The sequence below is a fragment of the Candidatus Pelagibacter sp. PS_37 genome (genome assembly GCF_059417825.1).
In genome coordinates this window covers 1,305,657-1,320,532 of record NZ_CM182067.1, presented here as the reverse complement: position 1 = coordinate 1,320,532, position 14,876 = coordinate 1,305,657, and the positions used below count along the sequence as shown (strand labels likewise).

Here is a 14,876-nt window from a genome sequence, read left to right as displayed (position 1 = left end):
AAAAATTTGTAGGAATAAGGTCAGTTAGAAGCAAAATAATTTTTTTGCAATAAATAATTTTGTAAAAGCAAAAATAAATAAAATTAATATTTGCAATAAATAATTTAGTAAAAATAAAAATAAATTAAATCTATAGGTGATTCATTTCAAACGGGAATATTCTCTCTAAGCTGATATAATATTACAACCAAGAGGTGGTCTGTTTTAAATCTTAAAAATTATTTTGCCACAGTGTTGTTTGATTGAACGATTAAGTTTTACAAATTTAAAATCTATGATTGTGTGATTTATAAATTATGTTTCTTATTGTTTTACTAAATCTATATATAGTTAATCTAAAAATTTGATTTCTTATATGATGTAAGTACTATTAGTTGAAATTTAAAATAGTCGTATAAATTTATTATAAGCCTGAAATTTTCTTTGTTATTCTCGAAATGTTTCTTGAAGCATTTGCTTTCTTTATAATTCCAGTTTTTGCAACTTTCATTAACTCAGAGTTCAACTTTGGCAAGAATTTTAGAGCTTCATCTTTTTTCTTTTCTACCAAAAGAAGGTTCATTTTTTTTATAGCATTTCTGTACTTGCTCTTACGAGCCTTATTAACCAATGTTTGTGTAGCAATTCTTCTAATTCTTTTAATTGCTGATTTTGTGTTTGCCATAAGCGCAGTGGTATAGCTTGAGAATTTATACTGGTCAATAGAATAATTCCCTATTTTTGGCATGTATTACAAAAGAATGTTGACCTATTAGATATAAATATTTTCTGAATTTTCCCATTACATTTAGTTCTTAAGCAGCTTAGATTTTCTCTTTGATAAACCCTAAATTCTTTTTGGAAATTTCCACTTTTTCCAGTGATGTTTTTAAAATCTCGAATACTTGACCCTCCTTTTTTAATAGCCCTATTAAGTACACTTTTTGAATAAGTAATAATTTTTTTGCAATCTTGCTTGGTTAACTTTGATGCATAGGTAATTGGATTAATTTTACATAAAAATAAAATTTCACTAGCATAAATATTTCCAATTCCTGATACAAATTTTTGATCTAATAAGAAACTTTTTATATCCTTTTTTTTATTTGTGAAATAACCAATTAAATATTCTAAGTTAAAATTTTTAAAAAATGGTTCAGGTCCTAAATGACTAAATCTTTTTTCAAGTTCCTTCTTGTTTTCTATAAATTTAAAAAATCCAAATCTTCTAGGATCATTGTATATAACTCTTAAACCTTTAAAATGAATTTCAACATGATTATGTTTTTTTGGTAGGCTTGGTGAATTATAAAAACTAGTATTAGTAAACTTACTAATATTATTTTTTTTTATTAAATGAACAGTTCCAGACATCCCTAAATGAATTAAACAAAAAGATTGATCAGAAAAATTCAAGATCAAATACTTTGAAAATCTAGTTACTTTTTTAATAATTTTATTTTTTAATAATTCTTCAAATTTTAAAGGAATTTTAAACCTTAAATTTCTATTCGTAATTATTATTTTTTTGATTTTTTTATGCTCTAATTTTTTAGATAGCGATTGTTTGACTATTTCTACTTCTGGTAATTCTGGCATTTGAGACTATATTATCAATAAATAATAAATTTAATATGCAGCAATATCTCCAAAACAAAAAGGGCCTTGTCCAAAGTGTCTTTGATAATGTCTATGACAAATATGATTTAATGAATGACTTTATGTCATTGGGTGTTCATAGAATTTGGAAAAAAGATCTATTAAGTTGGATGAACCCTTCAAATAATAAAACTTTAATTGATGTCGCCTGTGGAACTGGAGATCTTGGTAAACTTTTTTTAGATGCAACTGATAAAAATGGTGAAATATTTTGCGTTGATCCAAATAAAGGGATGATTGGTAAAGGCAAAGAAAAGTTAAATACTTATAAAAATATCAATTGGATAATTGCTCCAGCTGAAAAGTTGCCTATTAAAGATAATTCTTGTGATTATTATACAATTAGTTTTGGACTACGAAATACTAAAGATCTAAATAAAGCTTTGTCAGAAGCTTATAGAGTTTTAAAACCAGGAGGTCGTTACTTATGTTTAGAATTTTCTAAAATTCAAAACTCTAATTTAGACTTTATATATAAAAATTATTCAAAACTTATTCCTTTAGTTGGAAAAGCTATAGTTGGACAAAAAGAACCTTATGAATATCTGGTTAAAAGTATTGAAGAGTTTATTAATCAAGAAGAGTTAATTGATTTAATGAATAAAAATAAATTTGTTAACTGCAGTTATAGAAACTTATCAGGTGGAATTGTAGCTATTCATTCAGGCTGGAAAATCTAATGTTAAAAAAAATATTCATCTTATTTAAATTAGGAAGAAAATTAGCTCGTTCTGATATATTAACTATTCTTTCTAAGTTTAAAAAACCACCATTAGCAATTAAGATTCTCTTCCAAATACTTTCATTTTCTTTTTCTCCACCTAATAAAAATAATTTAAACGAAAATGAAGGAGCAAAACTTTCTAAGTCGCTACAATTAATGGGAACTACATTTATTAAGTTAGGACAATTTTTGGTTACTAGACCTGATATTATCGGAGATGATTTAGCAAAACAGTTAGAGGGCTTACAAGATAGATTGCCCGCTTTTACTTTAACTGAAGCAAAAGCAATAATTAAAAAAGACCTAGGAGATGATACTTTCAATTCAATCATTGATTTAAGTGAACCAGTTGCAGCAGCTTCAATAGCACAGGTTCATAAAGCAAAAATAAATGACAATGGAACCATAAAAGATGTTGCTATTAAAATTTTAAGACCAAATATAAAAAAAGTATTTAATGAGGAGATAGATGCTTTGATGCTTTTTGCTTTTATGGTTGAGTCATTTATAAAAAAAACAAAAAGGCTGAAATTGGTAGAAGTAGTTTTTCTTCTTAAAGAAATAACTAATTTAGAAATGGATTTAAGATTTGAAGCAGCAGCTGCAAATGAATATGCCGAAAATACAAAGAATGATGCAGGTTTTAGAGTTCCTGCTATTTATTGGAATTTTACAAGCGAAAATGTCATGACACTTGATTGGGTAGAAGGCGTTTCTATTCGTGAAACAGAAGATTTACAAAAAAGAAATATAGATACTAAGAGAATAGCCTCTGATGTAATTCAGCATTTTTTAAGACATGCTGTTAGAGACGGTTTTTTTCATGCTGATATGCATCAAGGAAATATATTTATTGACGATAATGGGCAAATTGTTCCTATAGATTTTGGAATAATGGGAAGATTAGACAATCTTAGCAAAAGATTTTTAGCTGAAATTTTATTTGGATTTATTCAAAGAGACTACAAAAAAGTTGCTGAGGTACATTTGGTTGCTGGTCTAGTTCCTAAAGATGTGCCTGTTAATGATTTAGCACAAGCATTAAGATCAATTGGTGAACCAATTTTTGGTCAATCTGTAAAAGATATTTCTGGGGGAAAATTATTAAAACAACTTTTTGAAGTTACTGAAAAATTTAATATGCAAACTCAACCTCAATTATTAATGTTACAAAAAACAATGGTAGTGGTTGAGGGTGTTGCGAGAAAACTTAACCCTAATACCAATATATGGGAAACTTCAAAACCAGTTTTAGAAAGTTGGTTAAGAGAAACAAAAGATCCAATTAATACCTTAAATGAAAGTTTAAAAAGTACTACTGAAGTAATTAAAAGACTGCCTGATTTTCCAGAGATTATGGATAAAGCCAATCAAGCTTTATCATTTTTAGCAAGTGGACAGATCCCCCAAAATTCAAATTCATTTACTGCCTTAAATGAAAAGAGATCTGAAATGACTGCCTTTAGAAATCAGTCTATTGTTGGTTTATTACTGCTTGTAATTTTTGGTCTAGTAGTATTTTAATTCTCACAATGAATAATATATCTGAAAGAAAAATACTTTTAATAATATGTGGTGGGATATCTGCTTACAAAAGTTTAGAATTAATCAGATCATTAAAAAAATTAGGTGCAAAGGTTAAAACTATTCTTACTAAAAGTGCTAAAGAATTTGTAACTCCTTTGTCCGTTGCCTCACTATCTCAAGAAAAAGTTTATGACGATTTATTTAGCTCTGAAAATGAGGCTGAAATGGATCATATTTCACTATCTAGATGGGCAGACTTAATTATTGTAGCTCCAGCTACCGCTAATACAATCTCAAAATTAAGCACAGGGTCTTCAGATGATCTTGCTTCAACTGTAATTTTGGCTTCAGATAAAGATATTTTTTTAACACCAGCAATGAATGTTAGAATGTGGGACCATCCATCGACGAAAGAAAACCTTAAAAAATTAAAATCATTTGGTTATAAAATTATAGGTCCTGAAATTGGAGATATGGCCTGTGGAGAATTTGGTGAAGGTAAAATGACCGAACCAGATAATATTGTTCAAGAAATTAATTTATACTTTAGTGAATTAAATAAAAATTATAAATTAAAAGCCTTAGTAACGGCTGGACCAACCAATGAATATATTGACCCTGTAAGATTTATAACAAATAAATCTTCTGGAAAACAAGGTTATGCTTTAGCAAAAGCATTTGCTAAAAAAGGATTTCAAACCACTTTAATTTCTGGACCTACAAATTTAGAAGTAAGCAACAATATAAACTTAATTAAAGTAGAAACTGCAGACGAAATGTTTAAAGCTGCACAAAATAATTTACCAACAGATGTAGCAATTTTTTCAGCAGCTGTTGCTGACTTTAAAGTTAAAGAAATAAGTAATAGCAAAATTAAAAAGCAAGAAAAATTAAATCTAGAACTAGAAAAAAATATTGATATTTTAAATTATGTATCAAAACATAATTCTCTTAGACCAAAGTTGGTAATTGGATTTGCTGCAGAAACTAATAATATAGAAGAAAATGCAAAAAAAAAATTAGATGAAAAAAACTGTGATTGGATAATTGCAAATGATGTTTCCAATAAAGCAATTGGATTTGACTCTAGTTTTAATGAAGTTTCGATTTATTATAGAGATAAAAATATGGATGATGAAAGGCTTACAATAAAAAGTAAATCTGAAATTTCTGATGAAATAGTAGATAGAGTTATTAAAAGATTAAATTAAAATTCAGTGGCTAAAGTATTAATCAAAAAATTAAATCCTAAAGTAGAATTACCTGCTTACAAAACAGATGGTGCTTCAGGTATGGATTTGATGGCTTTTATAGAGGAGCCTATTAGAATAGCACCTAATAGCTCATATTTGGTTCCTACAGGGCTTTCAATGGCATTTTCAGAGGATTATGAAGTTCAAATTCGTCCTCGATCTGGTTTGGCTGCTAAAAAAAGTATTACAGTTTTAAACACTCCGGGGACAATTGATAGTGATTATAGAGGAGAAATTAAAGTTATACTTTTTAATCATGGTAAAGAAGATTTCCTTATCAACAATAAAGATAGAATAGCACAAATGGTCTTAATGCCTGTAATTAAGATGGAGTTTGAAGAAACAGATAATTTACCTGATACATTGCGAGGTGATGGTGGATTTGGCTCAACAGGTAAATGAATAGCCAATTAAAAAAAGCATCAATAGAAAGATACTCAAGACAAATAGTACTAAAAGATATTGGCACTATTGGACAAAAAAAAATTATATCTTCAAAAGTTTTAATTGTTGGAATGGGTGGTTTAGGATCTCCTGTTGCAGAATTTCTTGCAAGAGCTGGAGTTGGTTCGATAGGTATAGTTGATGATGATAAAGTTAGTTTATCTAATCTACACAGACAAAGTCTTTATAACACCAGCGATATAGGAAAATTTAAAGTTCAAGTAGCAAGGGTTAAAATTAAAAAAATAAACCCAAGTATTAAAATTAAAATTTACAAAATAAGACTTGATAAAAATAACTTTAAGAAAATTATAAAAGATTATGATTATATAGTTGATGGTTCTGATAATTTTTCAACAAAATTTTTATTAAATGATTTTTGTTATAAATTTAAAAAAATACTTGTAACCGGAGCCATAAGTAAATTTGACGGTCATATATTTACTTTTAATTTTAAAAATAAAAAAATTCCATGTTTAAGATGTTTTTTTCAAGACTCTGATATTTCAGATGACTTATTAAATTGCGAGTCAGAAGGTATTCTTGGCACTGTTGCTGGTATAATTGGAACAATACAAGCAAATGAAGTTTTAAAGAAAATACTTGGTATTGGAAAAAGCCTTGATGGATATATTTTTATCTTAGATCTATTACAATTAAATTTTAGAAAAGTTAAACTTAAAAAAAGAAAAAACTGTTTTTGTAAATGATAAAAAAAATAGCTATCTGGTTTTTGTGTCTATCAGTTTTATTTGGTCAATTTTCAATGGCAGAAGAAAAGTTTCTTTCTTTAAAAAAAAGTAAAGTAAATGTTCGATATGGACCAAGTTTTGATTCAAAAATCAAATATATTTATAAAAAAATAAATTTACCGATAAAACAAATAGATCAAAAAGAAAATTTTAGGAGAATTGTAGATTTAAAAAATAATAGTGGATGGATCCACATTTCTCAGATTAAAAAATCAAATTCTATTATTATTTTAGAAGATAAAATTTTATATAAAAAACCATCTAACTTTTCAAAACCAATAGCCAAACTAGAAAAGGGAAGACTATTAATCTTAAAAAAATGTGAAAATATATGGTGTAACGTAAAAACTGAAGATTATTCAGGCTGGGTCAAAACTGAAAATATTTGGGGTTCTATTAGATAAAATCATCACATAGCGATTTAATGCTATTTTCTGATAGTTTTGTTGTGTGAGTATACTCTTTATGATCAATCCCAAGTTCAATAGTTGCACTATCTGATTTAAATTTAGAAATTTGATCATCATTTAATTTGAAATGGATAAACTGTACTGAAGAAGCTTTTCCTTCTGCTGATGTTCTGTCAACATCTGCTTCTGGAACTGCTTTAACAATTTCATTATTTATTTTCATAAATACCTTTTCTTCAATACCTCCAACTTTACCTAAAAATTTAGCTCTTGAAATTGGATTATCAATTTCAAACATTAGTGTTGCTATAAGTTCTTTTCCACTTGGTACTAAGGGATTGTAGGCTATTAATTCATCTTTTAATTGCTCATCTCCACCTTTTTCGATATGAAGCATTTCTTGAACTTGGGCAACCATAGTTTCAAAACTTTCAAAATAAAAAGTAGCATAAGGACCAAGTGCTATTCTTCTATCTTTTTTAAACTCAACTAAATCTTTTCTGATTTGTTTTCTACTTTTTGCGTAAACATCAGATGGTAGTAAGTCTTCTTTTTCTATTAGTCTTTTTTCTTTACTCATAATTACAATCTATAACTTTTTGCCATTAATTCGATAGGATGAAGTGCCTCATCATTTGAAATATTTGTGTCTGTTTCTAATTGTTTCAAATGCTTACCTGCCAAAGGACAATCTGAAGCCATGTATTTATTATTTTTATTTTTAATTTGTTTTGCTGTTGGTGTTCCAACTTTTATAGCTAGATCGTGAGTTTCCTTCATCACACCAAAAGTTCCTCCGTGACCAGCACATCTTTCAACAACATCCATTTTTATATTAGGAATGAATTTAAGCATATCTCTAGATTTAATACCCATATTTTGTGCTCTTGCATGACAAGCGTTGTGAACTGTAACCCCACCATCAATTTCTTGTAAGCCCTCTGCTAAGCCTTCGTTTTGTGCAATATCAACGATATACTCATCTATATCACTAACACTTTTTGAAAGTCTTTTAATATTTTCATCGTTTGGTAATAGCAATGGCCATTCAAATTTTAACATTAGACCACAGCTGGCTGTTAGAGTAATAATTTGATAACCCTTATCTACCCACTCTAATAAATCTTTGGAAACTTTTTTAGCTTGCTCCACAACTTTTGGTAAATCTGCTTGCTCGAGATAAGGCATTCCACAACAACCTGGATAAGCCTCTTGAACCTCTACTCCATTTTTTTTTAAAACTTTTAATGCAGCTACACCAGTGTCTTTTTTATTAAAATTAACAAAGCATGTTGAATAAATTACAACTTTTCTATCTTTAGATGGAGCTTCACTGTTTACTGGAATATTATTTTTTTTAAAATATTTTGTAAATGTTTCTGAATTGTAGGTTGGAAGCTTAACCCTCATATCAATTCCAGCAACTAATTCTAATATTTTTCTAAAAAATCTATTTTTAATGTTTGATGCCCAGTTTATAAGTGATGATAACATTACACCAATTTTTGCATTTCTATCAATTCGAGCTAATTGTGCCGGTACTGCAGGTAATTTATTTAATTTTTTTTGAGCTGTTCTGTATCTCAACATTAAGTGAGGAAAGTCTAAATCAAAATCATGTGGCGGTACATAAGGACACTTGGTCATAAAACACATATCACACAATGTGCAAGCATCTACTACAGGTTCAAACTGTTCACTTTTTAAACTTTCTACATCCTCATTTTCTGACTCATCTATCATGTCAAATAATTTTGGAAACGAGTCACATAAATTAAAACATCTTCTACACCCATGGCAGATATCGAATGCTCTTCTCATTTCGTCATCTAATTTTTTAGGATCTAAAAAATCTGGATGCTCAAAATTGATTGGGTGTCTAATGGGTGCGTCTATACTGCCTTCTTTACTCATATTTAAAATTTTAGGATTTAATGGTGGGGGAAAACCCCACCATAAATTAAGTTTTATTTACGCAATAGATTCTAATGTTTTTTGGAATTTACCTGCGTGTGATTTTTCAGCTTTTGCTAAAGTTTCAAACCAATCAGCTATTTCTGGAAAACCTTCTTCTCTAGCTGTTTTTGCCATACCTGGGTACATGTCTGTATATTCATGAGTTTCACCTTGTACTGCTGAAGCTAAATTTGCTTTAGTCTCACCAATTGGTAGTCCCGTTGCTGGATCTCCAACTTCTTCAAGATACTCAAGGTGTCCATGTGCATGACCTGTTTCACCTTCAGCTGTAGATCTAAATACAGATGCTACATCGTTATAGCCTTCGATATCTGCTTTTTGAGCAAAATATAAATAACGTCTGTTTGCTTGGCTCTCACCTGCAAATGCATCCTTTAAGTTTTCTTCTGTTTTACTTCCTTTTAATGACATATTTTTCTCCTTAATGATTATGGTGTACATATAATCATTCTAAACTGTAAGTCAACAGTTTAGAATTATTTTAATGTAATTGTTAAATTATTGAAATTATTGAATTATTTTTGAGTTTGATTATCAGTTGCAACTTTAATTAATACTTCTACTGATTTTATTTTTTTTTCTGTGATATTTCTTTTTATATTCACTGAATCAATTTCTTCGTTGCTACAATCAATCAACTCATTTGTATCTTCGTCAAAAAAGTGATGGTGTTCAGTTACGTTAGTGTCAAAATAACTTTTATCACTATTAATTGAAATTTCTTTTAAGTATCCTTTTTTCTTAAATGCATGAATTGTATTATAAACTGTTGCTAGGGAAATTTTTTCACTCAACTTTTCTTCAATAATTTTGGTCAAATCATTTATCGTAAAATGAAAAGTTTTTTCAGGTGAAAACAATACATCACAGATTTTTAACCTTTGTCTAGTTGGTCTTAAACCAGATTCTCTCAGTTTTTTTTTGTATATATTAATATTATTCATTATTATTTATAATAATTCTAAACTATTTCTATATTATAATCATCATAAATCAAGTATTAAGGGACTGAAATTTATGAAAAAAAACTCATTCACATATGATGAGCTAATAAGCTGCGGAAATGGAGAACTTTTTGGCCCAGGTAATGCAAAATTACCGCTTCCACCAATGCTCATGTTTGATAGAATAACAGAAATCAACGAGGACAATGGTGCTTTTAGTAAAGGCTCTTTAAAAGCAGAGCTTGATATCAAAGAAGACCTTTGGTTTTTTGATTGTCACTTTAAAGGAGACCCTGTTATGCCAGGTTGTCTTGGCTTGGATGCTATGTGGCAGTTAGTTGGTTTTTATCTTGGTTGGCTTGGCAATCCAGGCAAAGGGAGAGCTTTAGGAGTGAGTACAGTAAAATTCACTGGTGAAGTTTTACAAAATGTTAAAAATGTAAGATATGAAATTGATATGAAAAAAATTATGGCACCAGGTGGAACAACAGTTGGTTTGGCAAATGGTTTAGTATTTGCCGATGACAAGAAAATATATTCAGCAGAAAGTTTAAAAGTGGGGTTATTTAAATAATGAGAAGAGTAGTAGTTACAGGTTTGGGAGTTGTTTCTTGTTTGGGGAATAATCAAGAAGAAGTTTATCAATCTCTTTTAAATTCAAAATCTGGAATATCTTTTTGCGAGGAATATAAAGAGCATAATTTAAGAAGCCACATTCATGGCAAACCAAATATTAAACTTGAAGATCATGTCGATAGAAAAACTATCAGATTTATGGGCTCTGGATCTGCATATAATTACATTGCAATGAAAGAAGCTATTAAGGATTCAGGATTAGAGGATAATGATATAAGTAATTTTAAAACTGGAATAGTTATGGGTTCTGGGGGTCCTTCAATTGAAAATGTTGTTTTATCAGTTGATAAGACTAGAGCCAAAACTCCAAAGTTAATGGGACCATTTATTGTTCCAAGAACTATGGCTAGTACATCTTCAGCAACTCTTGCTGTACCTTTTAAAATTAAAGGAGTTAATTATACGATGAGTTCTGCGTGTGCAACTAGCGGACACTGTATCGGTCATGCAAGTGAATTAATTCAAATGGGTAAACAAGACGTTGTGTTTGCAGGTGGTAGTGAAGAATTACACTGGGCAATGACTGCAATGTTTGATGCGATGACTGCATTATCTTCTAAATACAATGATGCGCCTGAAACTGCTTCTAGAGCTTATGATAAGACTAGAGATGGCTTTGTAATAGCAGGTGGTGGTGGAGTTTTGGTGCTTGAGGAATACGAGCATGCAAAAGCAAGAGGTGCAAACATATATGCTGAATTAACAGGCTATGGCGCGACTTCTGACGGGTATGATATGGTGGCCCCATCTGGTGAAGGTGCTGTTAGATGTATGAAAATGGCTTTAGCAACTGCTAAGAATAAAATGGACTACTTAAACACTCACGGAACTTCAACTCCTGTTGGAGATATAACAGAACTTAGAGGTGTTGGAGAAGCATTTGGTGCTGAGGTACCAAAAATAAGTTCTACTAAATCCCTTTCTGGTCACCCACTAGGTGCTGCTTCAGTTCATGAGGCAATTTATAGTTTAATCATGATGAAAAATAATTTTATCACAGCTTCAGCTAACATCACTGAAATGGATGATGAAGCAAAAAAATTCCCAATCGTTACTAAAACTGAAACAGATGTTAAATTAAACTCTGTTATGTCTAACAGCTTTGGTTTTGGCGGAACAAATGCAACTTTAATTTTTGAAAAGGTCTAAATGAGTTTAATGAAAGGCAAAAGAGGATTAATCATGGGCGTTGCCAATGAAAGGTCTATCGCTTGGGGTATTTCGCAGAAACTTGCAGAAGCTGGAGCAGAACTTGCATTCACTTATCTTGGTGATGCATTAAAGAAAAGAGTAATCCCTTTAGCAGAAAAATTAAATTCAAAAGCTACATTTAGTTGTGATGTTGAAAATAAAGAAGAAGTAATAAAACTTTTTGAAGATATTAAATCTGAATGGGGACAAATAGATTTTGTGGTTCACGCAGTTGCATTTTCAGATAAATCAGAATTATCAGGTGAGTATTTAAACACTACTAGAGAAAACTTTTTAAGAAGTATGTTAATCTCATGTTTTTCATTTACAGAAGTTGCAAAAGAAGCATCTAAAATAATGAAAGAAGGTGGAAGCATGCTAACCTTAACTTACGAATCTACTAAAGCTATTCCAAATTATAACGTAATGGGTGTTTGTAAATCAGCTCTTGAGGCAAGTGTTAAGTACCTTGCAAGAGATTTAGGAGCTAAAGGCATGAGAGTGAATGCTATAAGTGCTGGACCCATTAAGACTTTAGCAGCTTCTGCTATTGGAGATGCAAAATTCTTATACAAGTGGAATGAAGATCATTCTTTCCTTAAAAGAAACGTAGATATTCATGATGTTGGAAATTCAGCATTATATCTATTAAGCGACCTTGCAAATGGTGTTACTGGTGAAATTCACTACGTAGATGCTGGATATAACAAGGTTGGAATGCCAGATCCTAAAAATATTACCTAAAATATAGTTAAATTTAGTTAAAAAAATTTGGAAGAATTTTTTAGACTTAATAATTTATATTTAAAAAAAATAAGACATAAGCTAAGATTTTGAATGATTTTTGTAAAAAATCTTGCTTCTGTTTTGAGTCAAGAATGGTCATCAACTGAAAAGTATCCTGGAGTAAGGTGGAAATTTTTAATTGATGCAGATTTTGATGGTAGTTCTGGTTTATCCCTTGGTTTTGCTGAAATAGCGCCTGGTGGAGATTTAACACTTCATTATCACTCACCAGCAGAAATATATGTGGTTACCAATGGTACAGGAATTTTAAATAAATCAGGTAAACTTGAAACAATTAAAAAGGGCGATGTAGTTTATATAGCTGGAAATGCTGAACATGCCTTAAAAAATAATGGAAAAGAAACCCTTGAATTTTATTGGATTTTTCCGACAGATCGTTTTTCAGAAGTAGAATACTTTCCAGCAAAACAAAAGAGTGTGTAAGGTTTTTAATAAAAGCCTCATAAAAAAACCCCCAGAACTTTCATTCCAGGGGTTTAGAATTTTAATTTAAAAATTATTCAGCAGCTTGTTTCATAGAAAGTTTAACTTTACCTCTATCGAAACCAATCACTTTAACTTTTACTTCGTCACCTTCTTTAACAATATCAGTAACTTTTTCTACTCTTTTAGTAGCAAGTTCTGAAATGTGAACAAGACCATCTTGTTTGCCTAAGAAATTTACAAATGCACCAAACTCCATAATCTTCATTACTTTACCTGAGTAAATTTTATTTAGTTCAGCTTTTGCTGTGATGTCTTTGATCATTTGCATAGCAATGTTTCTAGACTCTTCGTCCGGAGCAGCAACAGTGACCACACCTTCATCGTTCACATCTAGTTTAGCACCTGATTTTTCAACAATTTCTCTAATCGTTGCTCCACCTTTTCCAATTACAGCTGCAATATCTTTTTTATCAACAGTAATTTGTTCCATTTTTGGAGTGTGTTCACCAACATCAGCTCTTGATTCACTTAAAGCTTTATTCATTTCACCTAAGATATGAATTCTTCCTTCTTTTGCTTGTTTTAAGGCCTGCTCCATGATTTCAAATGTGATACCTGTAATTTTAATATCCATTTGAAGCGAAGTAATTCCATCTTTAGTTCCAGCAACCTTAAAATCCATATCTCCTAGGTGATCTTCATCACCTAAAATATCTGACAAGACACTAAAGTCATCGCCTTCTTTAATTAACCCCATAGCAATACCTGCAACTGGCTCTTTAATTGGCACTCCAGCATCCATAAGTGCAAGAGATGCACCACAAACACTTGCCATTGATGAAGAACCATTGGATTCTGTAATTTCTGACACTATTCTGAAAGTGTATGGAAACTCTTCCTTTGGAGGTAATGAAGAGTTAATTGCTCTCCATGCTAATTTTCCATGACCAACTTCACGTCTTCCAGTTCCAATTCTTCCAGTTTCACCAACTGAGAAAGGAGGGAAGTTGTAATGAAGCATAAATCTTTCTCTATGCTGTCCATCTAAACTTTCCAATCTTTGTTCGTCATCAGATGTACCTAAAGTAGTAACCACAATCGCTTGTGTTTCACCTCTTGTAAATAAAGCTGATCCGTGAGTTCTTGGTAAAACACCAACTTCACACTCAATAGCTCTTACATCAGCCAAGCCTCTGCCATCAATTCTTTTTTTATTTTTAAGAATGTCAGTTCTAACAATTTTCTTTTCAAGATTTTTTAATTCATCATTAACGTTAAAATCAGAATAATTTTCATCCTCTGCAAAAAGTTGTTTTGCTTTATCAGAAATTTCTGAAATTTGATTTGATCGTTCTTGTTTGTCTATTGTTGCAAAAGCTTTAGTTAAATCTTCTGTAAAGTTTTCTTCAAGTTTTTTCTTAACTTCCGATAAATCTTTTTTCTCAACAGTCCATTCTGGTTTCCTGCATTCTTTTGCAAGTTCCTCGATCATTTCGATTACTGGAACAAAACCTTCGTGACCAAACTTAACTGCATCTAACATTACTTCTTCTGTTAAACCTGATGTTTCTGACTCAACCATCAGCACAGCATCTTTAGTACCAGCTACAACTAAATCTAAAGTAGAGTTTTCTAACTCAGCTTTTGATGGGTTTAATATGTATTTTCCATCAACTAAACCAACTCTTGAAGCACCTACAGGTCCCATAAATGGCATTCCTGAAATGGCTAATGCAGCTGATGAAGCTGTAATTGCTAAAATATCTGGTTGATTGTCTTTATCATATGAAATTACAGTTGGTAACAACTGAACTTCATTTTTAAATTCACTTGGAAACAAAGGTCTGATGGGTCTATCAATTAATCTTGAAATCAATTGTTCACTTTCAGTTGGTCTTGCCTCTCTTTTAAAATATCCACCAGGAATTTTACCACCTGCATAATATTTTTCTTGGTAATTTACAGACAGAGGAAAATAATCCATATCTGGATTTACTTTTTTGGCTCCTACTACTGTTGCTAAAATAACTGTTTCACCACATGAAGCAATGATTGCTCCGTCTGCTTGTCTTGCTACCTTACCTGTTTCTAAACTTATCTTCTTACCTGCTACTTCAATTTCCTTCTTGTATACTTTGAACATCTAT

At 30.6% G+C, this 14,876-nt stretch carries 17 protein-coding genes; 10 read left to right on the top strand and 7 right to left on the bottom strand.

Going from position 1 to position 14,876, the window contains the following annotated elements; genetic code table 11:
• Positions 1–403 precede the first annotated feature (403 nt).
• Together rpsT and mutM are read right to left on the bottom strand one after the other, a co-directional pair.
• On the bottom strand, positions 404–664 hold the full coding sequence (rpsT, locus tag AC5SL9_RS07010; RefSeq protein ID WP_026362696.1) for a 30S ribosomal protein S20: 261 nt from the start codon (positions 662–664) through the stop codon (positions 404–406).
• 50 nt (positions 665–714) lie between these two features.
• Complete coding sequence (gene mutM / locus AC5SL9_RS07005; protein ID WP_011281686.1) at positions 715–1,578, bottom strand: bifunctional DNA-formamidopyrimidine glycosylase/DNA-(apurinic or apyrimidinic site) lyase; 864 nt, start codon at positions 1,576–1,578, stop codon at positions 715–717.
• A 35-nt stretch (positions 1,579–1,613) separates the two neighbouring features.
• Between mutM and ubiE the strand changes: the two genes are divergently transcribed.
• Genes ubiE through AC5SL9_RS06975 form a run of 6 tightly spaced genes read left to right on the top strand, consistent with a single transcriptional unit; the run spans position 1,614 to position 6,742 of the window.
• The gene (ubiE, locus tag AC5SL9_RS07000; RefSeq protein WP_011281685.1) at positions 1,614–2,318 is read left to right on the top strand and encodes a bifunctional demethylmenaquinone methyltransferase/2-methoxy-6-polyprenyl-1,4-benzoquinol methylase UbiE; all 705 of its coding nucleotides are present in this window, start codon (positions 1,614–1,616) and stop codon (positions 2,316–2,318) included.
• The gene (ubiB, locus tag AC5SL9_RS06995; RefSeq protein ID WP_494574064.1) at positions 2,318–3,886 is read left to right on the top strand and encodes a 2-polyprenylphenol 6-hydroxylase; all 1,569 of its coding nucleotides are present in this window, start codon (positions 2,318–2,320) and stop codon (positions 3,884–3,886) included. Before ubiE ends, ubiB begins: the two co-directional genes overlap by 1 nt.
• Positions 3,887–3,894: 8 nt before the next feature.
• The gene (coaBC, locus tag AC5SL9_RS06990; protein WP_271564426.1) at positions 3,895–5,100 is read left to right on the top strand and encodes a bifunctional phosphopantothenoylcysteine decarboxylase/phosphopantothenate--cysteine ligase CoaBC; all 1,206 of its coding nucleotides are present in this window, start codon (positions 3,895–3,897) and stop codon (positions 5,098–5,100) included.
• A 6-nt stretch (positions 5,101–5,106) separates the two neighbouring features.
• Positions 5,107–5,544, top strand: coding sequence for a dUTP diphosphatase (dut, locus tag AC5SL9_RS06985; protein ID WP_006997504.1), 438 nt, complete (start codon positions 5,107–5,109; stop codon positions 5,542–5,544).
• Positions 5,541–6,296 (top strand): HesA/MoeB/ThiF family protein, encoded by a 756-nt coding sequence (locus tag AC5SL9_RS06980; protein ID WP_271486380.1) that lies wholly within the window; start codon positions 5,541–5,543, stop codon positions 6,294–6,296. Before dut ends, AC5SL9_RS06980 begins: the two co-directional genes overlap by 4 nt.
• On the top strand, positions 6,293–6,742 hold the full coding sequence (locus AC5SL9_RS06975) for an SH3 domain-containing protein (RefSeq protein ID WP_006997506.1): 450 nt from the start codon (positions 6,293–6,295) through the stop codon (positions 6,740–6,742). The genes AC5SL9_RS06980 and AC5SL9_RS06975 overlap by 4 nt, the downstream gene beginning before the upstream one ends.
• On the opposite strand, the gene AC5SL9_RS06970 is transcribed toward AC5SL9_RS06975, so the two are convergent.
• The 4 genes from AC5SL9_RS06970 to AC5SL9_RS06955 form a co-directional block, all read right to left on the bottom strand.
• Positions 6,735–7,328: a DUF3501 family protein gene (locus AC5SL9_RS06970; RefSeq protein ID WP_006997507.1), complete on the bottom strand. Its 594-nt coding sequence runs from the start codon at positions 7,326–7,328 to the stop codon at positions 6,735–6,737. The genes AC5SL9_RS06975 and AC5SL9_RS06970 overlap by 8 nt on opposite strands.
• A gap of 2 nt (positions 7,329–7,330) precedes the next feature.
• Positions 7,331–8,662, bottom strand: coding sequence for a (Fe-S)-binding protein (locus AC5SL9_RS06965; RefSeq protein WP_494574063.1), 1,332 nt, complete (start codon positions 8,660–8,662; stop codon positions 7,331–7,333).
• Between the two features lie 57 nt (positions 8,663–8,719).
• Complete coding sequence (locus AC5SL9_RS06960) at positions 8,720–9,136, bottom strand: rubrerythrin family protein (RefSeq protein ID WP_006997509.1); 417 nt, start codon at positions 9,134–9,136, stop codon at positions 8,720–8,722.
• A 104-nt stretch (positions 9,137–9,240) separates the two neighbouring features.
• On the bottom strand, positions 9,241–9,669 hold the full coding sequence (locus AC5SL9_RS06955; RefSeq protein WP_494574062.1) for a Fur family transcriptional regulator: 429 nt from the start codon (positions 9,667–9,669) through the stop codon (positions 9,241–9,243).
• 73 nt (positions 9,670–9,742) lie between these two features.
• Here AC5SL9_RS06955 and fabA point away from each other — a divergent pair, with 73 nt between their 5' ends.
• From fabA to AC5SL9_RS06935, 4 genes are all read left to right on the top strand, one after another.
• Positions 9,743–10,243, top strand: a complete 501-nt coding sequence (fabA, locus tag AC5SL9_RS06950; protein WP_020168997.1) for a bifunctional 3-hydroxydecanoyl-ACP dehydratase/trans-2-decenoyl-ACP isomerase — start codon at positions 9,743–9,745, stop codon at positions 10,241–10,243.
• Positions 10,243–11,454, top strand: a complete 1,212-nt coding sequence (gene fabB / locus AC5SL9_RS06945) for a beta-ketoacyl-ACP synthase I (RefSeq protein ID WP_271563956.1) — start codon at positions 10,243–10,245, stop codon at positions 11,452–11,454. Before fabA ends, fabB begins: the two co-directional genes overlap by 1 nt.
• Positions 11,455–12,240, top strand: a complete 786-nt coding sequence (locus AC5SL9_RS06940) for an enoyl-ACP reductase FabI (RefSeq protein WP_006997513.1) — start codon at positions 11,455–11,457, stop codon at positions 12,238–12,240.
• Positions 12,241–12,333: 93 nt separating this feature from the next.
• Positions 12,334–12,726: a cupin domain-containing protein gene (locus AC5SL9_RS06935; protein WP_271616622.1), complete on the top strand. Its 393-nt coding sequence runs from the start codon at positions 12,334–12,336 to the stop codon at positions 12,724–12,726.
• Positions 12,727–12,799: 73 nt separating this feature from the next.
• Here AC5SL9_RS06935 and pnp read toward each other — a convergent pair whose 3' ends face one another.
• Positions 12,800–14,872 carry a polyribonucleotide nucleotidyltransferase gene (gene pnp / locus AC5SL9_RS06930; protein ID WP_006997515.1) on the bottom strand — a complete coding sequence of 691 codons (2,073 nt, stop codon included), beginning with the start codon at positions 14,870–14,872 and terminating at the stop codon, positions 12,800–12,802.
• Between the last annotated feature and the right edge of the window lie 4 nt (positions 14,873–14,876).

Bases quoted from the DNA above. Each gene is read 5' to 3' on its own strand.
- fabB (WP_271563956.1), top strand. From the start codon at position 10,243: ATGAGAAGAGTAGTAGTTACAGGTTTGGGAGTTGTTTCTTGTTTGGGG.
- ubiB (WP_494574064.1), top strand. From the start codon at position 2,318: ATGTTAAAAAAAATATTCATCTTATTTAAATTAGGAAGAAAATTAGCT.
- pnp (WP_006997515.1), bottom strand. From the start codon at position 14,872: ATGTTCAAAGTATACAAGAAGGAAATTGAAGTAGCAGGTAAGAAGATA.
- AC5SL9_RS06970 (WP_006997507.1), bottom strand. From the start codon at position 7,328: ATGAGTAAAGAAAAAAGACTAATAGAAAAAGAAGACTTACTACCATCT.
- AC5SL9_RS06940 (WP_006997513.1), top strand. From the start codon at position 11,455: ATGAGTTTAATGAAAGGCAAAAGAGGATTAATCATGGGCGTTGCCAAT.
- mutM (WP_011281686.1), bottom strand. From the start codon at position 1,578: ATGCCAGAATTACCAGAAGTAGAAATAGTCAAACAATCGCTATCTAAA.
- AC5SL9_RS06960 (WP_006997509.1), bottom strand. From the start codon at position 9,136: ATGTCATTAAAAGGAAGTAAAACAGAAGAAAACTTAAAGGATGCATTT.
- ubiE (WP_011281685.1), top strand. From the start codon at position 1,614: ATGCAGCAATATCTCCAAAACAAAAAGGGCCTTGTCCAAAGTGTCTTT.
- coaBC (WP_271564426.1), top strand. From the start codon at position 3,895: ATGAATAATATATCTGAAAGAAAAATACTTTTAATAATATGTGGTGGG.
- AC5SL9_RS06965 (WP_494574063.1), bottom strand. From the start codon at position 8,662: ATGAGTAAAGAAGGCAGTATAGACGCACCCATTAGACACCCAATCAAT.
- AC5SL9_RS06975 (WP_006997506.1), top strand. From the start codon at position 6,293: ATGATAAAAAAAATAGCTATCTGGTTTTTGTGTCTATCAGTTTTATTT.
- AC5SL9_RS06980 (WP_271486380.1), top strand. From the start codon at position 5,541: ATGAATAGCCAATTAAAAAAAGCATCAATAGAAAGATACTCAAGACAA.
- rpsT (WP_026362696.1), bottom strand. From the start codon at position 664: ATGGCAAACACAAAATCAGCAATTAAAAGAATTAGAAGAATTGCTACA.
- AC5SL9_RS06955 (WP_494574062.1), bottom strand. From the start codon at position 9,669: ATGAATAATATTAATATATACAAAAAAAAACTGAGAGAATCTGGTTTA.
- AC5SL9_RS06935 (WP_271616622.1), top strand. From the start codon at position 12,334: ATGATTTTTGTAAAAAATCTTGCTTCTGTTTTGAGTCAAGAATGGTCA.
- fabA (WP_020168997.1), top strand. From the start codon at position 9,743: ATGAAAAAAAACTCATTCACATATGATGAGCTAATAAGCTGCGGAAAT.